General features: G+C 62.1%; 19 protein-coding genes. 11 read left to right on the top strand and 8 right to left on the bottom strand.

The genetic code is table 11. The annotated features are described in order from the left end of the window. Window positions 1–82: 82 nt before the first annotated feature. Window positions 83–1,219 (bottom strand): epoxide hydrolase family protein, encoded by a 1,137-nt coding sequence (locus GOEFS_RS16870; RefSeq protein ID WP_007319152.1) that lies wholly within the window; start codon window positions 1,217–1,219, stop codon window positions 83–85. A gap of 61 nt (window positions 1,220–1,280) precedes the next feature. Here GOEFS_RS16870 and GOEFS_RS16865 point away from each other — a divergent pair, with 61 nt between their 5' ends. Continuing rightward, on the top strand, window positions 1,281–2,273 hold the full coding sequence (locus GOEFS_RS16865; RefSeq protein WP_007319151.1) for a helix-turn-helix transcriptional regulator: 993 nt from the start codon (window positions 1,281–1,283) through the stop codon (window positions 2,271–2,273). On the opposite strand, the gene GOEFS_RS16860 is transcribed toward GOEFS_RS16865, so the two are convergent. The 5 genes from GOEFS_RS16860 to GOEFS_RS16840 form a co-directional block, all read right to left on the bottom strand. Beyond that, complete coding sequence (locus tag GOEFS_RS16860; protein ID WP_007319150.1) at window positions 2,274–2,699, bottom strand: DUF779 domain-containing protein; 426 nt, start codon at window positions 2,697–2,699, stop codon at window positions 2,274–2,276. 18 nt (window positions 2,700–2,717) lie between these two features. Next, on the bottom strand, window positions 2,718–4,241 hold the full coding sequence (exaC, locus tag GOEFS_RS16855) for an acetaldehyde dehydrogenase ExaC (RefSeq protein WP_007319149.1): 1,524 nt from the start codon (window positions 4,239–4,241) through the stop codon (window positions 2,718–2,720). A gap of 87 nt (window positions 4,242–4,328) precedes the next feature. Next, window positions 4,329–5,582, bottom strand: coding sequence for a GAF domain-containing protein (locus tag GOEFS_RS16850; protein WP_007319148.1), 1,254 nt, complete (start codon window positions 5,580–5,582; stop codon window positions 4,329–4,331). 61 nt (window positions 5,583–5,643) lie between these two features. Continuing rightward, the gene (locus GOEFS_RS16845; protein ID WP_007319147.1) at window positions 5,644–7,392 is read right to left on the bottom strand and encodes a long-chain-acyl-CoA synthetase; all 1,749 of its coding nucleotides are present in this window, start codon (window positions 7,390–7,392) and stop codon (window positions 5,644–5,646) included. A 16-nt stretch (window positions 7,393–7,408) separates the two neighbouring features. Next, window positions 7,409–8,689 carry an oxygenase MpaB family protein gene (locus GOEFS_RS16840; RefSeq protein ID WP_007319146.1) on the bottom strand — a complete coding sequence of 427 codons (1,281 nt, stop codon included), beginning with the start codon at window positions 8,687–8,689 and terminating at the stop codon, window positions 7,409–7,411. A 145-nt stretch (window positions 8,690–8,834) separates the two neighbouring features. On the opposite strand from GOEFS_RS16840, the gene GOEFS_RS16835 reads away from it, so the two are divergent. The 9 genes from GOEFS_RS16835 (at window position 8,835) to GOEFS_RS16795 (ending at window position 17,453) form a co-directional block, all read left to right on the top strand. Then, window positions 8,835–9,689, top strand: coding sequence for an MlaE family ABC transporter permease (locus tag GOEFS_RS16835; RefSeq protein ID WP_007319145.1), 855 nt, complete (start codon window positions 8,835–8,837; stop codon window positions 9,687–9,689). After that, window positions 9,689–10,552: an ABC transporter permease gene (locus GOEFS_RS16830; RefSeq protein ID WP_007319144.1), complete on the top strand. Its 864-nt coding sequence runs from the start codon at window positions 9,689–9,691 to the stop codon at window positions 10,550–10,552. Before GOEFS_RS16835 ends, GOEFS_RS16830 begins: the two co-directional genes overlap by 1 nt. A 7-nt stretch (window positions 10,553–10,559) precedes the next feature. Further along, window positions 10,560–11,597 carry an MlaD family protein gene (locus GOEFS_RS16825; protein ID WP_007319143.1) on the top strand — a complete coding sequence of 346 codons (1,038 nt, stop codon included), beginning with the start codon at window positions 10,560–10,562 and terminating at the stop codon, window positions 11,595–11,597. Beyond that, entirely contained in the window at window positions 11,594–12,619 is a 1,026-nt protein-coding gene (locus GOEFS_RS16820) for an MlaD family protein (RefSeq protein ID WP_007319142.1), read from the top strand. Before GOEFS_RS16825 ends, GOEFS_RS16820 begins: the two co-directional genes overlap by 4 nt. A 68-nt stretch (window positions 12,620–12,687) precedes the next feature. After that, on the top strand, window positions 12,688–13,620 hold the full coding sequence (locus GOEFS_RS16815; protein ID WP_170323188.1) for an MlaD family protein: 933 nt from the start codon (window positions 12,688–12,690) through the stop codon (window positions 13,618–13,620). Further along, window positions 13,620–14,735, top strand: a complete 1,116-nt coding sequence (locus GOEFS_RS22600; protein ID WP_007319140.1) for an MlaD family protein — start codon at window positions 13,620–13,622, stop codon at window positions 14,733–14,735. The genes GOEFS_RS16815 and GOEFS_RS22600 overlap by 1 nt, the downstream gene beginning before the upstream one ends. Next, the gene (locus GOEFS_RS16805) at window positions 14,732–15,811 is read left to right on the top strand and encodes an MlaD family protein (protein ID WP_007319139.1); all 1,080 of its coding nucleotides are present in this window, start codon (window positions 14,732–14,734) and stop codon (window positions 15,809–15,811) included. Before GOEFS_RS22600 ends, GOEFS_RS16805 begins: the two co-directional genes overlap by 4 nt. Beyond that, complete coding sequence (locus GOEFS_RS16800) at window positions 15,811–16,776, top strand: MlaD family protein (protein ID WP_007319138.1); 966 nt, start codon at window positions 15,811–15,813, stop codon at window positions 16,774–16,776. The genes GOEFS_RS16805 and GOEFS_RS16800 overlap by 1 nt, the downstream gene beginning before the upstream one ends. A gap of 26 nt (window positions 16,777–16,802) precedes the next feature. Then, complete coding sequence (locus tag GOEFS_RS16795; protein WP_007319137.1) at window positions 16,803–17,453, top strand: hypothetical protein; 651 nt, start codon at window positions 16,803–16,805, stop codon at window positions 17,451–17,453. 8 nt (window positions 17,454–17,461) lie between these two features. Here the strand turns inward: GOEFS_RS16795 and GOEFS_RS16790 are convergent, their stop codons facing one another. Further along, complete coding sequence (locus GOEFS_RS16790) at window positions 17,462–18,697, bottom strand: geranylgeranyl reductase family protein (protein WP_007319136.1); 1,236 nt, start codon at window positions 18,695–18,697, stop codon at window positions 17,462–17,464. A 91-nt stretch (window positions 18,698–18,788) separates the two neighbouring features. Between GOEFS_RS16790 and GOEFS_RS16785 the strand changes: the two genes are divergently transcribed. After that, entirely contained in the window at window positions 18,789–19,880 is a 1,092-nt protein-coding gene (locus GOEFS_RS16785) for an oxygenase MpaB family protein (RefSeq protein ID WP_007319135.1), read from the top strand. A gap of 7 nt (window positions 19,881–19,887) precedes the next feature. On the opposite strand, the gene GOEFS_RS16780 is transcribed toward GOEFS_RS16785, so the two are convergent. Next, window positions 19,888–20,499: a TetR/AcrR family transcriptional regulator gene (locus tag GOEFS_RS16780; protein WP_007319134.1), complete on the bottom strand. Its 612-nt coding sequence runs from the start codon at window positions 20,497–20,499 to the stop codon at window positions 19,888–19,890. Window positions 20,500–20,516 lie beyond the last annotated feature (17 nt).

Here is a 20,516-nt window from a genome sequence, read left to right as displayed (position 1 = left end):
GACCCCGCAACCGGTCCGCAAGAGCGCAGTAATCGGCCCGATCTGGTTGCGCCACAACCAAATCGGGCCGAGTCGCGCCGAGCTATTTCGGCAATGCCGCGAAGAACACCCGCAGGTCGGCGACGACGTCGTCGGGCCGTTCCATCGATGCGTAATGCCCGCCTTCGGCAAAGTTCGACCAGTGTACGATATTCGAGTTATCTCGTTGCGCGAGTGAGCGAATCGACTTGAAGTCGTCGGCGAACACGGCGACTCCGGTCGGCGCGTTGTTGATCGCCGGCTCGGCGTCGGCATGCGCCTCTTCGAAGTGGTATCGGCCCGCCGCGGCCGCGGTGTTGGTGAACCAATACAGCGATACCTGCATCAAGATCTGCTCGCGCGTCACCAGACTGGTGCCGTTGCCGAAACTGTTGAACAACTCGTTCCAGGCGAGTTGTCCCACCGGCGAATCCGCGATGCCGACGGCGACGGTTTGTGGTCGCGACGAGTTGATGGCGTTGTATCCGCCAACGGACTGGAACCACTGCATATGCTCGAGCGCGGCGTACTCGTCCGGACCGAAGTCGGCGAATTCCGCCGGGTCACCCGATGGGAACGAAAACAGTTGCAGCACATGTAGACCCAGGAACCCGGGTGGGCTGATCAGGCCGAGTTCGCGGGCGATCATCGCGCCGGCATCGCTTCCGTGCGCGCCGTAGGAGTCATAGCCAAGGCGACGCATCAGCTTGTCGAAAGTCTCTGCCACTCGACGCATCGTCCAGCCGCGATCGGCGAGCGGCGTCGAGAAACCGAATCCGGGGATCGACGGAATCACCACCGAAAACGCGTCGGAAGCCTTGCCGCCGTGGGCTTCTGGATCAGTCAGCGGTCCGATCATATCCAGGAAGTCGGCGAACGATCCTGGGTAGCTGTGGATCAAGAGGAGCGGCGTCGCGTCGGCAACCGGAGACTGCACGTGCAGGAAATGCACTGTCTGGCCATCGATGTCGGTGCGGAAGTGATCGAAAGCATTCATCGTCGACTCGACGGCTCGCCAGTCGAAGCCGTCGCGCCACAAATCGACCATCTCGCTCAGGTAGTGGTTGGGCGTCCCATAATCCCAGTCATCACCGGGAGCCGACTGCGGTAGGCGAGTGCGCGCGAGCCGCGACTGAAGGTCGTCGAGGTCGGCCTGGTCGATAGCGATGGTGAACGGTGTGATTGCTGTGTTTGTTGTCATGACCCGAAGGTATTACTCATACAGGAACGGTAGTTTCCTATTTTATGGGACTATCTGAACTATGCGCGAAACGACGTCACGGCTGCTGTCCCTGCTGTCCCTGATGCAAACCAAACCGGAATGGACAGGCGCCGACCTTGCCGAACGTCTCGACGTCACCACTCGCACGATCCGTAACGACATCGACCGGCTACGCGAATTGGGCTATCCCGTCGACGCAGCGCGGGGCAGAAGTGGGCACTACCGACTCGGCGTTGGCGCCAAACTGCCGCCACTGTTGCTCGACGACACCGAGGCCGTCGCCGTCGCCGTCGGCTTGCGCTCGGCAACCGGCGTTGCCGGGATGGAAGATAGCAGCGCACGCGCACTGGCAAAACTGGAGCAGGTGCTGCCGAATCATTTACGGCGCCAAGTGAATGCGATCGATTCGTCGATGTCATCGGGGCCGGACAACACCGATAGCAACGTCGTCGCGCCGATGATCGCACCCGAGGTCCTAACGACACTCGCCGCGGCGATCCGCGACCGGCACTACGTGCGGTTCGCTTACGAAACACCTCCCGACGTGACGTTGCCGCGAACCGACGGGCGTCCGGACGGATGGCCGATCGTCGTCGAACCCTATCGCCTGGTGAGCTGGCAGCGATTCTGGTATCTCGTTGCGCGAGAAGAGAATCGAGACTGGCGCACCTACCGCGTCGATTGGATCGACCTACGAATGCCGACCGGTCGCAGCTTCAAATCCGAACCAATGCCCGACGACGCATACACCGACTTCGTCCTGCGCGACGTCGCATCGACGGGCTGGAAAGTCCACGCGCGCATCACTGTTCATGCCAGCGCCCAGGAGGTGCTCTCCCGGATTCACGCAGCGGTGGGCATCGTCGAGTCCGTCGATGACGGCACCTGCGTCCTAGTCACCGGCGCGGACACCCTCGAAACCGTCGCCGTCTATATCGGCATGCTGGGGCTGGACTTCTCGGTGACCGAACCGCCCGGACTCATCGAACACCTGCGGATCGTCGGCGAACGATACCTGCGGGCGATCAGCTGACTAGTCGTCGAGCTGCGCGCCCACCAGGGGTGGATGTTGTTCCAGCAGATCGTTTTCGGCGTCGGTAAAGGTTCGCGAGCGGGATAGAAAGCGAACTCCCTCAGGCGCTTCCAGGCTGAAGCCCGCGCCCCGCCCCGGCACGACGTCGAGGATCAGCTGAGTGTGCTTCCACAACTCGAATTGGTCGCCGTTGATCCAAACCCGTACTGCTGGAAGAGGATCGGGTAACTCAACTTCACCAACGAGTACATCGCGCTGGCCGATGCGATACTCGCCGACCGGGTAACACATCGGTGCGGATCCGTCGCAGCAGCCGCCGGATTGATGAATCATGAGCCCGCCGTGCAACTCCGACAGTTTTGTCAGAAGTTGCACGGCGGAGTCTTGCGCGACAACGCGGTCGGGTGTCCCTGCCTGCGTGGTCATCGCCTTCCTTTCCAATCTCTAGAAGAATCCCTTGGCGCTCTGGGCATATCCAACCAACAGGTTCTTGGTCTGCTGATAATGCTCGAGCATCATCAAGTGATTCTCGCGGCCGATACCCGACTGCTTATAGCCACCGAACGCGGCGTGTGCCGGGTAGTCGTGATACGTATTGGTCCACACCCGTCCGGCTTGAATCTCCCGTCCGGCACGGTATGCCGTCGCGCCGTCGCGGGTCCAAACTCCTGCACCCAGACCGTACAACGTGTCGTTGGCGATCGACATCGCGTTCTCGTAGTCGGAGAACGTGGTCACGGCGAGAACCGGGCCGAAAATCTCCTCCTGGAAGATGCGCATCTTATTGTCGCCGCCGAACACCGTCGGCTGGATGTAGAAGCCACCCGATAGATCGCCACCCAGATCCGCGGGCTCGCCGCCGATGAGGACCTTCGCGCCTTCCTGCTTACCGATGCTTAGGTAGGAACTGATCTTCTCGAACTGGTCATTCGACGCCTGGGCACCCATCATCGTGTCGGTGTCGAGGGGGTTGCCCTGCTTGATCGCCTTTACCCGCTCCACCGCGCGACCGATGAAGTCGTCGTAGATATCGGCCTGGATCAGCGCGCGGCTCGGGCAGGTGCAAACCTCACCCTGGTTGAGCGCGAACATCGCGAAACCTTCGAGGGCCCGATCGAGGAAACCGTCATCGGACGCGGTGACGTCGTTGAAGAAGATATTCGGGCTCTTGCCGCCCAGTTCCAGTGTCACCGGAATCAAGTTCTCCGATGCGTACTGACTGATCAGGCGACCGGTTGTGGTCTCACCCGTGAACGCGATCTTGCGGATGCGGTTGCTCGACGCGAGCGGCTTGCCAGCCTCGACACCGAAGCCGTTGACGATGTTGAGCACACCGGCGGGAAGTAGATCGGAGATGAGCGATGTCAGATAGAGAATCGACGCCGGCGTCTGCTCGGCCGGCTTGAGCACCACCGCGTTACCCGCGGCCAGTGCCGGAGCCAGCTTCCACACCGCCATCAGAATCGGAAAATTCCACGGGATGATCTGTCCGACGACGCCGAGCGGCTCGTGGAAGTGATACGCCACGGTGTCCTCGTCGATTTCGGAGATCCCGCCCTGCTGAGCACGCAGCGCGCCGGCGAAGTAGCGGAAGTGATCGACGGCCAACGGGATGTCGGCGGCCAGGGTCTCGCGGACCGCCTTGCCGTTGTCCCAGGTCTCGGCGACGGCGATCTTCTCGAGGTTCTCTTCGATGCGGTCGGCGATACGCAGGAGGATCAGCGAACGCTCGGCAACCGATGTCTTACCCCAGGCAGGAGCTGCCTTGTGGGCGGCATCGAGAGCCAGGTCGATATCCTCGGCGGTCGAGCGCGCGACCTCGCAGAAGGTCTTGCCGTCGACCGGCGACGGATTCTCGAAATACTGCCCCTTCACCGGCGGGACCCACTCGCCGCCGATCCAATTGTCGTAGCGGGTTTCGTAGCTCATCACGGCGTCGGCCGAACCCGGCTTTGCGTAAACAGTCATCTGTGCGCTCCTTCTCATGGGGGAACCAATGTGAACTGATTCACAGCCTAGGAGCGGCAACGTTGCAGCGACGTTGCATCCCGCCGGCTACCTGCTTAGCCGCCTGTCCAGTACCCGAATACGGCCGGTGACCAGGGCGCGGTCCGGGTGATCCGCGCCGAGGCGTCGGGCCAACGCCTGCCACGCCTCCAGATCCTCGCGGCCGTGCACCGACTCGGTCCATCGAGTCAGCGCTGCTACATCCTGGTCGGCAATCGCCCGGGACCGGATGTCCTCGCGCAGTTCTTCGAACAGGTCGACGATGCCGGGAGCGAGCGAATCCGCCAACAAGCCGCCGCGACCCAACGCGGTGATCGCCGAAGCCAATCCCTCACCCGTCCGCGCCCGGGCACGCAACGAATGCCAATCGGATTCGACGTCGACGCCGAGTCGATACGGCCGTGACGCGATGATGTCGGCGCCGAGGTCGCGTCGCAGCCGCGATATCTCGGCGCGCACAGTCACCGAATCCACGCCATCTTCGGCCAGGGCCATCGCCATTTGCTCGGTATTCATTCCCTCCGGATGCGCCTGCAGCAGGGTCAGAATTTCCGCGTGACGTCGGGATAGTTGCGTGGCTGAGCCATCGGGCCGCGTCCATCGATATTGGTCGCCGGTCAGAACCGTCAGCCGCGCCACACTCGTGGCGAACACCCGAGGGTCCGCGAGATCAACACTGGGAGAACGCAATTCGCGCTCCACGGCTGCGACAACCGAACGCACCGCGGCTAACGCGAACGGTGCGGCCGCAGCACGCCCACCGGTGACGTCGACGACTCCGATGACATGTCCGGTGATTGGATCGTGTACCGGCGCGGCGGCACAGTTGAACTCCTGCACGGACTCGGTGAAGTGTTCGGCGCCGACGATCTGCACGCCACGGTCGACCGCCAGCGCGACGCCCGGGGCATTTGTCCCGACGACGTCTTCACTCCACACCGCACCTTCGACAAAGTCGATGCGTGCCGCGTCGTCACGCGCGGAGCTATCACCTTCTACCCACAGCAGCCGGCCGTGCTCATCGGTCAACGCGACGACCACACCCGTATCGGCGATGTCGTCGAGCATGAGCGATTGGACCAGGGAACGCGCGGCCGACATCGGGTGCGCTTGTCGGTACAGCGCGAACTCACTCGCCGACATCGCTGACCCGCCCGGACGTAATCCGGAGGGATCGACACCGCGTAGCACCGAACGGCTCCACGATTCGCGGACGATGGTGCGCACATCTGACTCGGTGGGATTGCCCCCGGACCGCACTAATTCGTAGGCAGAGCGGATAGCAGATGCCGCGTCGCCCATACTGCCTCCGTTGGATCAGACCTCGGCCTTGCGCCGCCGAAGATCTCGTCCCCGAGTGTAGCTACCGCGATGTGACCTGGGTAACTGTGTCGCCCGAATACGGGCTGTATCGGTATGGCGATTTGCCAGTCAGTTCGTAGAGCGGATCACCATTAACGGTGTAACCGAGTTCGCGCAGGGCGACCTTGCTGCTCTTGAAGGTCGACGTGTGCTCGATGGCATCGACGACGCGGATGTACAACGGAATCGCGTAATCAGGTAATGAGTTCTGAAGGGATTCCACCAGCGTATCCCGGTCGAGTGTCTCGCCGGACAGCACCACCGCCGCCATCCCGGCCTTGCCGTCGGCGCCCGGGATGTCGACGCCGAATACGACCGCTTCGGCGATGTCCGGATGCTGATCCAGCACCCCTTCCACCTCGGTCGTCGCCACGTTCTCGCCCTTCCACCGGAACGTGTCGCCGATCCGGTCGACAAAGGCGATATGCCCGCAGCCCTGGTCTCGGACGATATCGCCGGTGTTGACCCAACTGTCTCCGTCGCGAACCGCGGAACGAACCAGTTTGGCCTCGGTCGCATCGTCGTCGGTGTAGCCGTCGAATGACGACAACGAGGTATTGCGAATGAGAAGAAGCCCAGCCTCACCGCGTCCGACCCGGATGACCCGGCCATCGCGACTGCGCACTGGCAGGCCCCGGTCCTCGTCATACCGGACTATCGCGCGGAACGCCGGCGGACTATATCCGGTGGTGTGCCGCAATCCGAGGAAGTTGAACGCACCGCCTGGCAATTCGCTCCCGGTGTAGAACTCGCCGATACGCTCGATGCCGAATCTTTCGGTGAATTCATCCCATATGTCGGGCCGCAGACCGTTGCCCATTACCTTGCTGACGCGGTGTCGCCGGTCGGTGTCCTTCGGCGGTTGAGCCAGCAGGTATCGACATGTCTCGCCGATATAGGTGAAGGCTGTGGCGTCATTCTCGATGACCTCGTCCCAGAATCGCGAGGCACTGAATCGCTCACCGATCGCCAGACAGGCACCGCTGCCGACGGCCGCAGCCAACGACGCGGTCATCGCGTTGTTGTGATAGAGCGGGAGCGGACAGTACAGAACATCATCGGGCCGCAGGCGCAGCAATGATCCGAACGCGAAGGCAGCAGATATCCACCGTCGATGCGACATCTTGCTGGCTTTGGGCATCCCCGTTGTGCCGGACGTGAATACCTTGAGCGCCGCATCATTCGCATCGACGTCGACGCGCGGCGGATCGAAATCGTCGACGTCAGCCGACAACTGCTCCAACTGCGCGAAGTCGATCACCTCGGCGGACTGTCCATCCAGCACGCCGGCGTCGATGCCGAAGCCTGCCAGGATCACCGACGGTCGCAGCAGCCCGAGCGCATGGTCGAGCGCGTCACCTCGCGCGTTGTAATTGACGAGTCCCGCACACGCGCCGACTTTCACGCTCGCCAGCATCGCCAGCACATTAATCGGATGATTGTGACCGAGAATCGCGACGGTATCGCCCGGCCGCACACCTCGCGCCGACAACACCCGCGCATATCGGTTGACCCGACGGTTGGCATCCGCATAACTCACGGACTCACCATCGAACCGGAGAAACGGGCGGTGCGAGTGCACCGAAGCCGCTCGTTCGAAGAACGCTCCGACGTCGCGCAACGATCGAGGCGAGGCAAGGGCCCGCAGGACCGGGCGTGCGATCACCCCGGCGTCGGGAACCGATCGCACCGCCGAGCGGAGCACATCGACAATCCGGATGTCATTCCCGGCGGGCACTTCTGCAGTCATTTCCATCCTTCAGGGTTCAACCAACCCGGGCGTCAGCCCGCCACGCCGCGTGATGGACCGGACATCCGGCGCCTGCTCCCGCGCATACATCGCACGCCGCTCCGTCGACGGCGCCGCTACCACCGCAATCGGAGCACTCGGCAAGCGAGCGATCGCATTTAACGCAGCTATGCGTGCCGTCGAGCAGCGCGGGATCGGCACTCGCGACGGTGATAGCTGACGGTTCTGAATTCGATTCAACCACCGCGCTCGCCCGCTCCGCTCGAGCTTTCGCCAACGCGCTGCGGGCGGATTCGAGGGTGACGTCCTTCGGGTGCAAGCCTTCGCGAGTGAACCCTTCAACGGCTTCGGGCGTGTAGTAGAAGCGGTACGGAACTACGCGGTCGGTGATCACGGTGACAAGGTGGAGCACCCGGCACAATAGACGATATTGCCGGTCATCCTTGGCCGACCACTGTGCATTGCCCAACTGTCGCAGATGGGGTCCCATCGAACCGAGTGTCGTGATGCGGGCGTACCAGCCGGCGACTGGTATGAGGGGGCGGACGACGTACCGTGCGACCCACGGCTTCATCCCCTCGACATTCGAAAGGTCCTTGACGATTTTCGGATTCGAGAAGGAACGCTCGGAGAGCCGCACACTCGTCTCCGACATGCCATTGGCGACGAGTTCGTGGTGGACCACATGGTCGAGGTACTTCTCGAACTCGGCGTAGGTCTGGGGCTGCGCCGAGTCGTCGACGCCGTACATCGAGTACCACTCTTTGGATTCCTCGAAGATCTGTTCCCGTTCCGCGCGGGTCAGTCGCTTACGCAGGACCCCCAGTTCCGAGGCCCGGTAGATCGCCTCGAAGAACGTCACATGTGCCCAGTAGTAGGTCTCGGCGTTGATCGCGTGGTACTTGCGTCCATCGGGCATATCGCCCTTGATCGACTTGTGGAAGTTGCGTACTTGCAGCGCCGATTTCCGCGCCGCGTCCGGCTCGCGGTAGATCACCGACTGAATGGGTTTGGCGGACCGGCGGACTCGTTCGAGGAACGTACCCTTTCCGCTGAAGAGCACGGAATGATCCGAAACACCTTGTCCGAGTTGCGGGTACATATTTTCGATGACGGCCGTCCGCAGTCCGAGCGCCGACTGCACGCGTAGGTCGCCGACGTATTTCCACAGCAGCGAATTCGGCGGCACCGGATACTGAGCGAGCTCTCGCCGGGCGACGCTGTCGTCGGTGGCGCGTTCGGGAATCTCCGAGTCGGAGCGGTACCAGTTCTTGCCGACAAACACTTTGTCAGTCATTTTTCCTCCCAGGTCTCACCAGGGAACGTAACATTGGCTCCACATGGGGTCAATATTGCTCGATGGCTTCGATGGAATGTAGAGATAATTTTGCCTCTACGTTTCACACATGCTAGTGATATGTGAGCTCCGACACGAGGGAAATATGACAACAGCCACTCGAAGCCGATCGCCGATCCAGTATCTGCAATCACTGACAGCGATCGTAAATCGACGATCCGACCTGATCAGCTCACCCTTTCGCACCTTCGGCCGTGTCATCTACTTGGCTACGCAGTCCTTCCGATATTCAGCAAGCGACATCGCGACCCTGCGGTTCTCATGGAAGGAAGCGGCCGTTCAGGGGTGGCATTTCGTCGCGATCACCGCAGTCCCGGCGGTTCTGATGGCCATTCCATTCGGGGTGATCGTGTCGCTTCAAGTCGGCAGTCTGGTCAACCAACTCGGTGCCACCTCCCTGGTCGGAGCAGCGGGCGGGATGGGCATCCTTCGTCAAGGCGCACCGCTGGCAACCGGAATGCTGCTCGGTGGCGCGGGCGCATCAGCCATCGCCGCCGATCTGGGCGCGCGAACCATTCGAGAGGAAATCGATGCGCTTCGCGTAATGGGGATCGACCCGGTCCGTAGGCTGGTGGCCCCCCGTCTGGTCGCGATGACGCTCGTGGCTCCTTTGCTCAGCGTGATGATCATCGTGACCGGAACCGTGGCCGGATACCTGATCGCTCTGGTTTCCACGGGTTCGGCGCCCGGCAACTATTGGGCGTCGTACGGAGCGTTCGCGTCACTCGCTGACATCTGGGTCGACTTCATCAAAGCCGCGATCTTCGGCGCGATCGTCGTGATCGTGGCCTGTCATCGAGGGCTGGAAGCATCCGGCGGTCCACGCGGCGTCGCCGACGGTGTCACCGCGTCGGTGGTGCTGTCGGTAGTGAGCATCATCGTCGTCAACGTCGTGATCACTCAGATCGTCGTCGTGTTCATGCCGCCGCAGGTCGTCTGATGGCCGCACCGTATCGGCCGAAGGCCCTCGTCGTCGCCAATAAGGCAGCCGCGCCGGCGATGTTGGGCTTACGTCCGCTCGAATACCTTGGACACGGCGCGCAATTCACCTACGTCGCCCTGCGCTCGATCCCACTGGCCTTGCGTCACTATCCGCAACAATGCCTACGCATCTTCAACGAGATGGCCTGGGGACGCGGTGCGGTCATCGTCGGCGGCGGCACGGTGGCCGTACTGGTGGTTCTCGGTCTTGCTATCGGCGCATCGCTGGGCATCGAAGCGTATGCCGCGCTCGACCTCGTCGGGATGGGCTCACTCACCGGAGTCATCTCGTCATTCGGCAATACCCGTGAACTCGCCCCGCTCGCCGCCGCGCTGGGCTTCGCCTGCCAGGCGGGGTGCCGCATGACAGCCGAGATCGGCGCGATGCGGATCAACGAGGAGATCGACGCCATCGAGACGCTCGCCATCAGATCGATCCCGTTCGTCGTCACGACGCGGGTCATCGGCGGTCTGGCCGCGATCGTTCCCGCGTACCTGATCACGCTCATCCTGAGTTATGTGGCGGCGGGGTCGGTGTCGCTGCTCCTGCACGGCGAAGCCAGCGGAACCTACTATCACTATTTCGATCAATTCATCAGCGGCTGGGACATCTTCGCGTCGGTCATCAAGGTCGTCGTATTCGCCACCGCGGTCCTGCTCATCCACGGATATCAGGGCTTCTTCGCCAGCGGTGGTCCGGCCGGTGTCGGCATCGCCTCCGGCCGGGCGATCCGCGCCAGCCTGGTCGCCGTGGCCGCCCTCAACATGGTCATGACGATGGTGCTGTGGGGTATCAGCCCGACGATCGAATTCACCGGGTGATCGCGAAATGCCCATCGTCACAATGCTTCCCGGTATGCCGACCTCGCTGCGCCGGGCGCGGCTGGCCGGACTCGGTGTATTCGCGGTCGCCGCGTTGATCTGCGCGGCCATCGCCGTATGGCCGCACTCGGATAGAGGACAGGTTCACCTCACAATTCGCACAGCACAGGTCGCCGACGGTCTGCGGGCCGGCGCGACGGTGGTCGCCGACGGTGTATCGATCGGTCAGGTCACCACGATCGTCCGCGACGGCAAAACCATCGACATCGGCCTCTCCCTCGACGTCGACCAGGTCGCTGGACTCACCGATCAGCTCACCGTCTCGTTCAGCCCGACGAACATGTGGGGTATCACCGGCATCGCTTTGACGAAATCCGCTCTGGGACAACGGATTCAATCAGGTACGCTGATCGATCTGTCTCGGTCATCCGACGAGGTACCCGACAATTCGTTGACCGTACTCCTCGACAAGGTGAGCCCCCTGCTGGGCATCGTCTCCAGCGCCAGCAGCAGCCTGGCATTGGATCGACTCACCCGCCAACTGACCGCATTCACCCCGCTACTCACCGCCGCGCTTCAGGTCGGTATCGACGTCGGTAGCGCACACACCCATCTGCGTACGGTGCTACGCAGCCAAACCGCGCTTATCGGCCCCGCGATGGAATGGGGGTCGGCCCTGCTCGGCGTGCTCGACGACATGCGTACCAACGAACGCCTGGCGACCGCTGCCGCGCGAGCACGGTTCGACCGCGCGATGAACTACCTCCAGCACGAGCTGGTGCCCTCGGTCCCGCCGGTCTTCTCAACGTTGCACAACCGCTTCGACGGCTACTTCCCACAATTGACTCCGCTGCTCACCGCGCTCGGCGACACCATCGACGATCCAGACCGGACCGGCGACGATCTCGGCCGACTGCTGGACCGACTGTCACGCACATTCGATAAACGCGGCGATCGGACCGTACTCGATATTCGCGTCCGCCTCGCATCGGTCCCCGCGGCGCTGAGCACCGTCGAGAACTACGGCCGAGGTGGCGGGCAATGAGAAGTGTCGGTTCGTCGGCTACGCGACTGGCCATCTTCGCCATCGTGATGATCGCACTCACGGTGGTGGTCGCCAATACGATCACCCGCCCGGCTCCTGGCGATCAGGTCACCTATCAGGCGATGTTCACCGACGCCAACGGCCTACGTCCCAACGACGACGTGCGCGTCCGCGGCCTGCAGATCGGCAAAGTCGTCGCCGTCGACCTCGACGACGCGAGCTTTCACGCCCGCGTCACGATGCATATCAAGCGGGATCAGCAGTTGCGCTCGGACACCGTATTGGCGATCCGGTTTCAAAGTCTCGCCGGTATTCGATACGTCGACGTGCAGATGCCGGAGGCGCCCGGGCAAGCCTCGAATGTGATCACCGCTGGACATACCTTTCCGGTCGAACAGACGCGGCCGTCATTCGATATCACCACCGTGTTCAACGGCCTCCAACCAGTACTGCGCAGCCTGAAGACCGACGACGTCAATCGACTCGGCTCAACTCTGGCCGCGGTGATCGGCGGCGACTCGACCGAACTCGGCAACGCCTTATCCGCCGTCGACGACATGCTCAGTTACACAAGTGACCGGCAAGCGGTAATCGAACGACTGCTGTCGAATCTCAAGTCGATGTCCGAACACCTCGGCGGGCGCAGCGGCAGCCTCACTACCCTGCTCGGCGGATTGGAAGGCCTGATCGGAACGATGGCGGAGAAGATCAAGGGAATCATCGAATTCGGCCAGTACGGCATATCGGTGCTCCGTCCGCTCAATTCGATTCTCAACACCCTAGGGATCACCGAAGAAACCAATCCCGACCTCGCGACCATCCTGCACCGGGCGATTCCAGATCCCCAGATGGTCATCCGGGTTCTCGATTCAGCACCCGCTCTACTCCAGTCGCTGGCTAATGCCCTACCTGGTGAGAACACCGCCCGGAAGGCCCTGACCTGCAGTAAGGGTGCCTATCCCCTGCCCACCCAGATGGCGGTATTCATTGGCGGAAAGCAGGTCACGTTATGCAAGCGATGAACTGGCCGCGCGGCCGGCCGCATAGTGAAACCGTCGATTCGGACCCTAGTCGGCAAACCCTGTGGGGCGTGATCGGTGCTGTCTCCATCGTTGCCGTATTGCTCATATGCGCGCTGGTCTACGTGATCCCCTTCGACAAGCGCACCTACCATGCGCTGGTCTCCGACGCATCGTGGCTGCGCGCCGGCGACGAGGTGCGCATCGCCGGGGTCGGCGTCGGGAAGGTCACCGCCATAACGCTCAACACCAACGATGTCGATGTCGCGTTCACCGTGAAGAGCGACGTGCGGCTAGGGTCGGAGACCAGTGCCGCGGCACGCATGTTGACCGCGGTCGGCGGTTATTACCTGGCTGTGCAGCCAGCCGGCTCCGGGGCACTCAGTTCGCCGATCCCGGCGAACCGCGTGGCACTCCCGTACTCGCTGATCCAACTCTTCGGCGATGCCTCGGCAAAGATCCCCAAACTCGAACTCGCTCCCGTGGGCCAAAGTCTGGCGACCCTGAACGACGCTCTCAAAGAACAACCGAAAGCGTTGCGTGACACCATCACGGCAAGCGCGAATATCACTCATGTACTGGCCCAACAGAATTCGGCACTCGATGATGCCCTCAATGTCGCCGACGAGTACATCGCCTTCGTGAACGGCAATAAGCAGACAATGCTGCGCTTCTTACGCGTCCTGGCCCAATTGGAGGGTATCGTCCGCGCGAATGCCGATGAGATCGTGAACGGCGTGGGTGTAGCCGATGAATTGATCTCGCGGATCGGCGCACTTGCCCCGATATATACCGATCAACTCGAACCGATCGCGGCTTCGCTCGCGAAATCAACACCCGCGGTTAACGAAATGCTGACCAAAGTGACACCGATGGTCGCGCGGTTGAGTTCTCTGATTACGCGGATTAAGAATATGTACGCCAAGGACGGCTTCCGGATCGATCAATCGAATATGGTGCTGGCCTCCGACATTTGCATACCGTTGCCCGGAAAGTCCTGCTGATGCCGAAGACCCACAATCGATCAGCCGCTCGGCGGGCGGTGCTCACCGTCCTGGCGGTCGCACTGGCAACCGCTGTGACCGCCGGAATCATCTGGTACTACTCGCCTCCGCTTCGGGAGCGGTTATCCGCATTCGCCGACCGCCCGACCGAGTACTGCGCCCTCATGCCCGACGTTGTCGGTATGTACAAGGGCAATCAGGTGACGCGGATGGGTGTGCCGGTCGGCAAAGTCACTGACATCGAACAATCGCCCGGCGGAGTAACCGTGCATTTCACGGTGCGCGGCTCGGTCCGCGTACCAGCGGATATCGGTGCGACCACAATCGCCACCGACCTCAGCGCGAAACGGCAGCTCGCGCTGGTCGGTGCCGACCGTGGCGGAGCGACTCGCCCTCCGTCCCGCTGTATCGAGAAGACACTCACGCCACGCAGCATCAGCGAATCCATCAGCGCCGTCGCCAAAATCGCCAAGGATCTGCAATCTCGAGGCACCGTTCCCTCCGACATTGTGTCGACCGCCTCGGCCGCTTTGGCAGGCACCGCGGACGACGCGAATGCTCTGCTCTCCGATCTTGCCCGGGCGTTCGACCAGCCTAATGCCGACATCAGCCGGTTCACCCGGATCTACGACGCGTTGGCGTCGATGACTCGCAGTGTGCGGGCCGGGTGGACCGAAATCGATGGACCCGTTCGCGAGCTCTACCAGATGCTCGATCTGGTGAATGGCACGCTATTCCCGAGCGCGACCAGGATTATCGATAACCTGGTCGATGTTCTGGGAATGTTCAACAACCTCTCGATGAAATTCGGCAGGACCGCCATCGACGGACTTGGCGTACTAATCCCCGCGACAGAAATTCTGCGCACCGGAACCGATACATTCGCCGGCCTTCTCAATATAGTTCCGGCATTCACCGACGTATTCGATAAGAGTATTGACGATAAGACCGGCTACCTACGCCTCGAATACAAATATCCGGTCCTACCGATTCCTCCGGGTGCGGCGCAAAAGCTCTGTCCGCTACTCAAGCAGAATATCGCCAACGGCTGCTCACCGACGGCGCCGATGCCGGCCAACCTCATCACCCTTTTACTCGCGGCGGTAGCCAAATGAGCGCAATCACCTCGATGAAGAAATCGACCTTCGCACGTCTGGCCGTGGTACTGGCGGTATTGATCGCCGCAATCGCGGTGCTGGTTCGAGGTACCGCCAGTTTCTCCGAACTTCCCGCCATCGACGACCTGACCGCCGGTCCGACCTACCGGGTGGACGTGCAGTTCTCCAACGCGCTTAACCTGCCCGACAAGGCCACCATCCTGCTCGACGGCGTGAAAGTCGGAGTCGTCGATTCGGTGTCGGTCGGCTCGGTGACCGATTCCTACGTGACGGCGCACCTGGCAATCCGGAACGAGTACCGCATACCTGTCGGCACCAAAGTCCAGCTCCGTCAGCCGACTCTGCTCGGCGATATTTTCCTCGCACTCGACACCGGAGGAATAGCTCCCGGGGCGCCTCCCTTGGAGCCAGGAGCCGTCATTCCCCTGCGCGACACCCAGCCCCCGACGCAGGTAGAAGATCTACTCGTCAATGTCGCGGCGGTGACCGGGAACGGAGTCATCTCAAAGATGCTCAACACCGTTGCCGCGGCCAACAATATCGGTGGCACACCTGCCGAAACGGCTGCATCGATGAAGGAACTACGACGCCAGCTAACCGACCTCGGCTCGTACCCGCAAGACTTGGGCGCGCTTCTCACCACCCTCGAAAGCGGCACCGCAGCGCTCAGAGCATCCGGGCCCGCCCTTTCCGCGCTTCTCGATCCGGCCGGGGTGAAGACCACGGTCGCGGTGGTCGGCTCCCTGGTAAACGCGGTAGGAATCCTCGGCGCCATCGGCCCGATCGGCCGAGAAGCCAACTTCCTCTCTGGCTTTCTTGCCTCGGCGGATCACGCGCTTAAGGCGTTCGTGCCCGCAATCCTCGACAGCCCCCAGCTGATCAGTCTGCGGACTCCGACCAACGCGACACGGCTGATCGACCTCATTCTTCAGAAAGTGGTTCCGTGGGCGTCGACGGGTATGTCGGTCAATCTCGCCGAACTCACCGTCAGCGATACCGCGGCCGGTACAACGACACGAGACCGAGTCTCGAACTTGGTCTCGACGATGATGCGATTGGGAATGGCCGGCTGATGAAACGCATACTGCCCGCACTCATATTGCCTGCCATCGGCGTGCTGGCTGCCGCATACCTCGCAGTTTCGGTGGTGCAGTACACACCGTGGAAGAGCCGAATGACGTTCGGCCTCACCATGCCCGATTCCGGTGGCCTTCTCTCTGACTCGCCCGTGCTGCTGCGCGGTGTTCGGATCGGCAAGGTGACGTCTGTGGTGCGGGAAAACGAGGCCGTGCGAGTGACGATGGACGTCGAAAGCGGCGCGAAGATTCCCACTCGGACCGGACTCCGCGTCGAGAGTATGTCTCTGCTCGGTGAACCCTATGTCAATTTCGCGCCGGATCAGATCAGCGGCCCGTTTCTGCACGACGGCTCGCAACTCACGTACAACTCCGACGGTCCCGCGAGTCTAACCGAAATAGCCAGCGCGAGTACCAAACTCGTGGCAAATATGGATCCGAAGGCGCTCAGCGGGCTGATGGGCGGCTACCTGCGCGCTACTGAGAACGTGGCCGCCATCGACATCCTCGGCCGCTCAGCCGATCTACTCGCGGCGGCGATACTCGCGCGTCGCGCAACCACTCGTCAGCTCCTCGCGGACCTCGACTGGCTCTCGGCTAAGACCCCGAAGCTCGGACGGCAGCTCACTACAACGGCTCCACAATGGAATCAATTCGGTTCAGCCGCAACGGAAGTGATCCGCGCCGCCGACGACCTCGCACGCGCTCCAGGAATGCCCGATGCCTACTCGTCCGGGAACGGACTGCAACCGTTCCTGGTGAGCCTGCGGAAGAAGCTCGACGCCATCGGCGCTCAGGTGGGGCCGATCGCGCCCCTGCTGGTGCCGCTTACGTCGCTGGCGACGGCGACCTTTCGCTCGGTCGATCTCTCCATGCTGATCGCGCAGGGGCTGGGCACCGTCGATTCCGACGGCGGACTGAACCTCACCATGAAGGCTGTCGATCCCGCCTCGCCCAATTGATCCAACTTTAGAGAACAGGAAATATCATGTCCGACAAAGTATCTGACACATTGACCGACGACCGGCCCGACACCTCGCCCACGACTGATTCACCGCCCGCACCAGACAGCGGCGACACACTGCGCATCCCCAAGACCCTGATCCGAAAGCTGTTCTGGGTCGTCGTGGCGATCGCGATCGTCGCCGCCATCGTCTGGATCATCGTCGATGCGCGGAGTCAGCTGTCCTCAGCACGCAACGAGAACACCGCAGCCGCACAGGTTACGGCCGACGAACAGCGAGCCGAGAAAGTCGCGGCGGACTACGCGAAATCAGCCTCCGATCTCGACTTCACCAAATCGGCCGACTGGCCCGCGAAACTGTCGGTAAACACCACAGACGTTCTGACCCAACGCTTTCGGCAGGTTGCTACCGACATGCAACAGATCTTCGTTCCAATCAAATGGCAGTCGCACGGTTCGGTGATCGATTCCCATGTCGTCAACCAGTCGAAGGGCGTCTACACCGTCTACACGACCGTCAACTTGATCCAGACGAGTTCGCAGTTCACTGATGGCCGTTCAACCATTACCGTCTACAAGATCGACGTCGACCGCAATCAGGACTGGAAGATCTCCAATGTCGGTGTGCCGCCGGGCGTCAGCGATATGTTTGCCAAGCCGGATGGTGGACGCTGACTACCGCATCAAGCGAAGGCCCGCACCCCACGACGACCGGCGATGGAACCGGTCGTCCGGTACATCCCCGCGATCACGCCGGTGTCGCCTGGCCCGATGAGTCCGGCCGACGATGCCAGCACCATCCGGCCGCGCCACCCACTGCTAATCAGACGCGGCACGATTCGACGCGCCGCGGCGGGATGGCGGGCGATGGTTCGCACGATGAAACGCTCTGCGGCGTAAGGATTCTGGTATCGCTCTCGAAGCATCGCCGGCCATCGCACAGAGAGATCCGCCGGTACGCCGTCGGCGAGCACCCGCGCCGCCAAACAACCGGTTTCCAACGCGAAGTCGACGCCCTCTCCGGTCAACGGATGAATACCGCCCGCGGCATCCCCAACCGCAACCCAGTTGGGGCCGGCCACCGGGCCGGCGAGTCCACCGATGGCCAGCGGAGCCGAAGCGAAGTCCTCAGGTGCGCCCAGGTCGTAACTGAGGCGAAGGTGGTCGAGGTACCGCTCGTGCAATTCGCGGACCGGTTTCCTGCTTCCCGCGGTCCAATGATTGGTCGACATCATCTCCCCATAGCCGACGTTCACCCAGCCATAGCCGATCGGAAACACCCAGCCATACCCCATCGAATCTGCCGGGGTGGTGGGCGGAAGAATCGCGATTTGCAAAGCATCCGAATCGATTTCGGGTACATGGAGGTAGCTGCGCGATGCGACGGCGTACATTTCGTCGCGATGCCAGCGACGACCGAGCATCGAGCCGACCGGCGAACCGCTGCCGTCGGCGATGACCAGTCGATCGCACGAGATCTTCTCTTCCCCGGAGTCATCGCGAACATTGACAGCGACTACCCGACCGTCGCGGTCGGTGTCGACCGAGATCACTCGCCCAGTGAGCTCCTGCGCGCCCGCCGCCAGCGCCCGCTCGTGCAGCGCCCGATCCAGGTCGGCGCGCTTGATCCCGACACTGAATTCCGGGTGGTTGCCCGTCGGCCACTGAATCTTCGCCGGTTCGCCCGATCCGACACTGATATCGACTCGCGACTGCCTCGGTTGCAACCCGATCCAGGTGCGCAAGCCAAGCTCGCCCAGAGCGGTTATCGCACGTGGGGTCAACCCGTCGCCGCAGCACTTGTCGCGCGGAAAGCGCGCCTTGTCGATGAGCAGAACATCACCGACGCCAAGTTCACGGGCGGTGATGGCCGCTGCCGCCCCAGCCGGACCCGAGCCGACTATCACCACGGTTGACATGTTGAGACAATATCATACTATTGGTTCAACTTACCTGCGCTCACCGCGCGGACCAGGCCCGACGATGAGCGCCCTTCGAGGAGTAGTCACTGTGAGAACACCGCTGGACCGATACTTCGACAATGGGCTGCCAGATCTCTCGCCGATCTGGCGGCGGCTACGTCAAGCGCCCTGGGCGATCTTCAACCCAATTGACCTACTCTTCGAGCTCTATCGGCCGGCGTATTTCAAGAAGGCGACATTCGCCGAGCCACTCGGCGATCCTGGCTGGTTCGGTCCCGACAGCCGGTCGTGGTACGTCCATACCCATACGCCGTCGTTGTGGTTGGGCGTCTTCAATACCGCGGTCATCGACATAATTCACCAGGGCATCCAGTACGCCGTCTTCGATCACTCCAAACTCGTTGGTCGGGACAAGGACGGGAATGTCCTTCCCGGAAAATTCTCGACCACCGGAACCTTTGCGCGTGCGGCCCGGACACATTCGTTCTTCACCGGCGTCGTCTACGGGCCAACCGAAGCCGCCGAGGCTCTGTCCGCGACGGTGCGCGCCATCCACGGACACGTAAAGGGTGTCCGACCCGATGGCGTGCCTTACGACGCCGATGATCCGGAATTCTTCCGCTGGACCTACTGCACGGTGGTCGACGGACTCGCCGCGGCACATCTGCGCTATCACCCAAAACCCTTGACCGGCAAGGCATTAGACCAGTTCTACGCCGAGTACGCACGCGTCGGCGAAGCACTCGGCGGTACCGGCCTCCCGAGCACTCGCGCCGAATGCACCTACATGCTCCAACACCTTTCCCCGGTCAAGGACGTGAAGCTCAACGATGACAACCGCAAATACGTCGAGATGCGCGCACCACGCGGCGCGGGCATTGTCGCGGAATTCGCCTATTGGGTCCTGATGGACATGATGCCGCTGCCAGTACAGGAGGCTGTCGACTTCGCCCAGCCGGCACGGTTCAAACACGGACTGTTCAAATTCACGGCCCGCACCGGAGTGCGAATCCTGTCGATCGGCGGCGATCTACGCGAGGTTCGAGAGGCGAACCGGCGGGTCCGGGCGCTACCGCCGCGCTCACGCAATATGACGCAGCACGAGGACGTCGACAAAGCGCGTACCGACAAAGCGAGTACCGACGATACGGAGGAACCCCACCTTGACCGCGTGTGCTGAGGTCGAACTACTTCGTGGGCTCGGCAACCAGCGGCGCCAGATATCGCTCACCGAATTGACGAGCATCGTCGGGGTTCTCGAGATTGACGAACGACGACGTGGTCTCGATATGCGAAAGCACCAGCCGGACCATGGTCTCCGAGACCACCAGCAGGTCCTTGAACTCCCGCGTGGAACCGCATTTCTTCAAGACCTTGGCGATCCGGATGGCCATATCGTCGACAAGCTTGCGCCGCATCTTCACCACAGCGTTATGCGGAAGAAAAACCGAACCCTCCAGCGCCAGGGTGCGCAGGAACGGCGAGGAGACGACGATGTCCATGGCCGCGCAGAATGCCTCGACGACTGCCTGCTCGGGATCGCACGAGCGGGTTGCCGCCTCCAGCCGCTCAAGCAGACCGCCGCCGATCTTGCTCAGAACTCCGATGATGAGCGACTCTTTGTTGGGAAAACGACGGTAAAGAGTGCTTCGGCTGACTCCTGCCTCACGCGCCATGTCGTCGACCGACGATTTGCGCAGGCCAAACCGCTCAAATTCCGATTGCGCGGCTTCCAGGATCGCCTCACGCTGTTCGTCCGGCGTGGCGCTCGTCCGCAACGACATCTCCACCAACACCATCACCTCAGTCTGTTCCG

The organism is Gordonia effusa NBRC 100432 (assembly GCF_000241305.1).
Taxonomy (GTDB): domain Bacteria; phylum Actinomycetota; class Actinomycetes; order Mycobacteriales; family Mycobacteriaceae; genus Gordonia; species Gordonia effusa.
The sequence above is the reverse complement of the archived record's forward strand: the minus strand, read 5'-3'. Positions and strand labels throughout refer to the sequence as shown.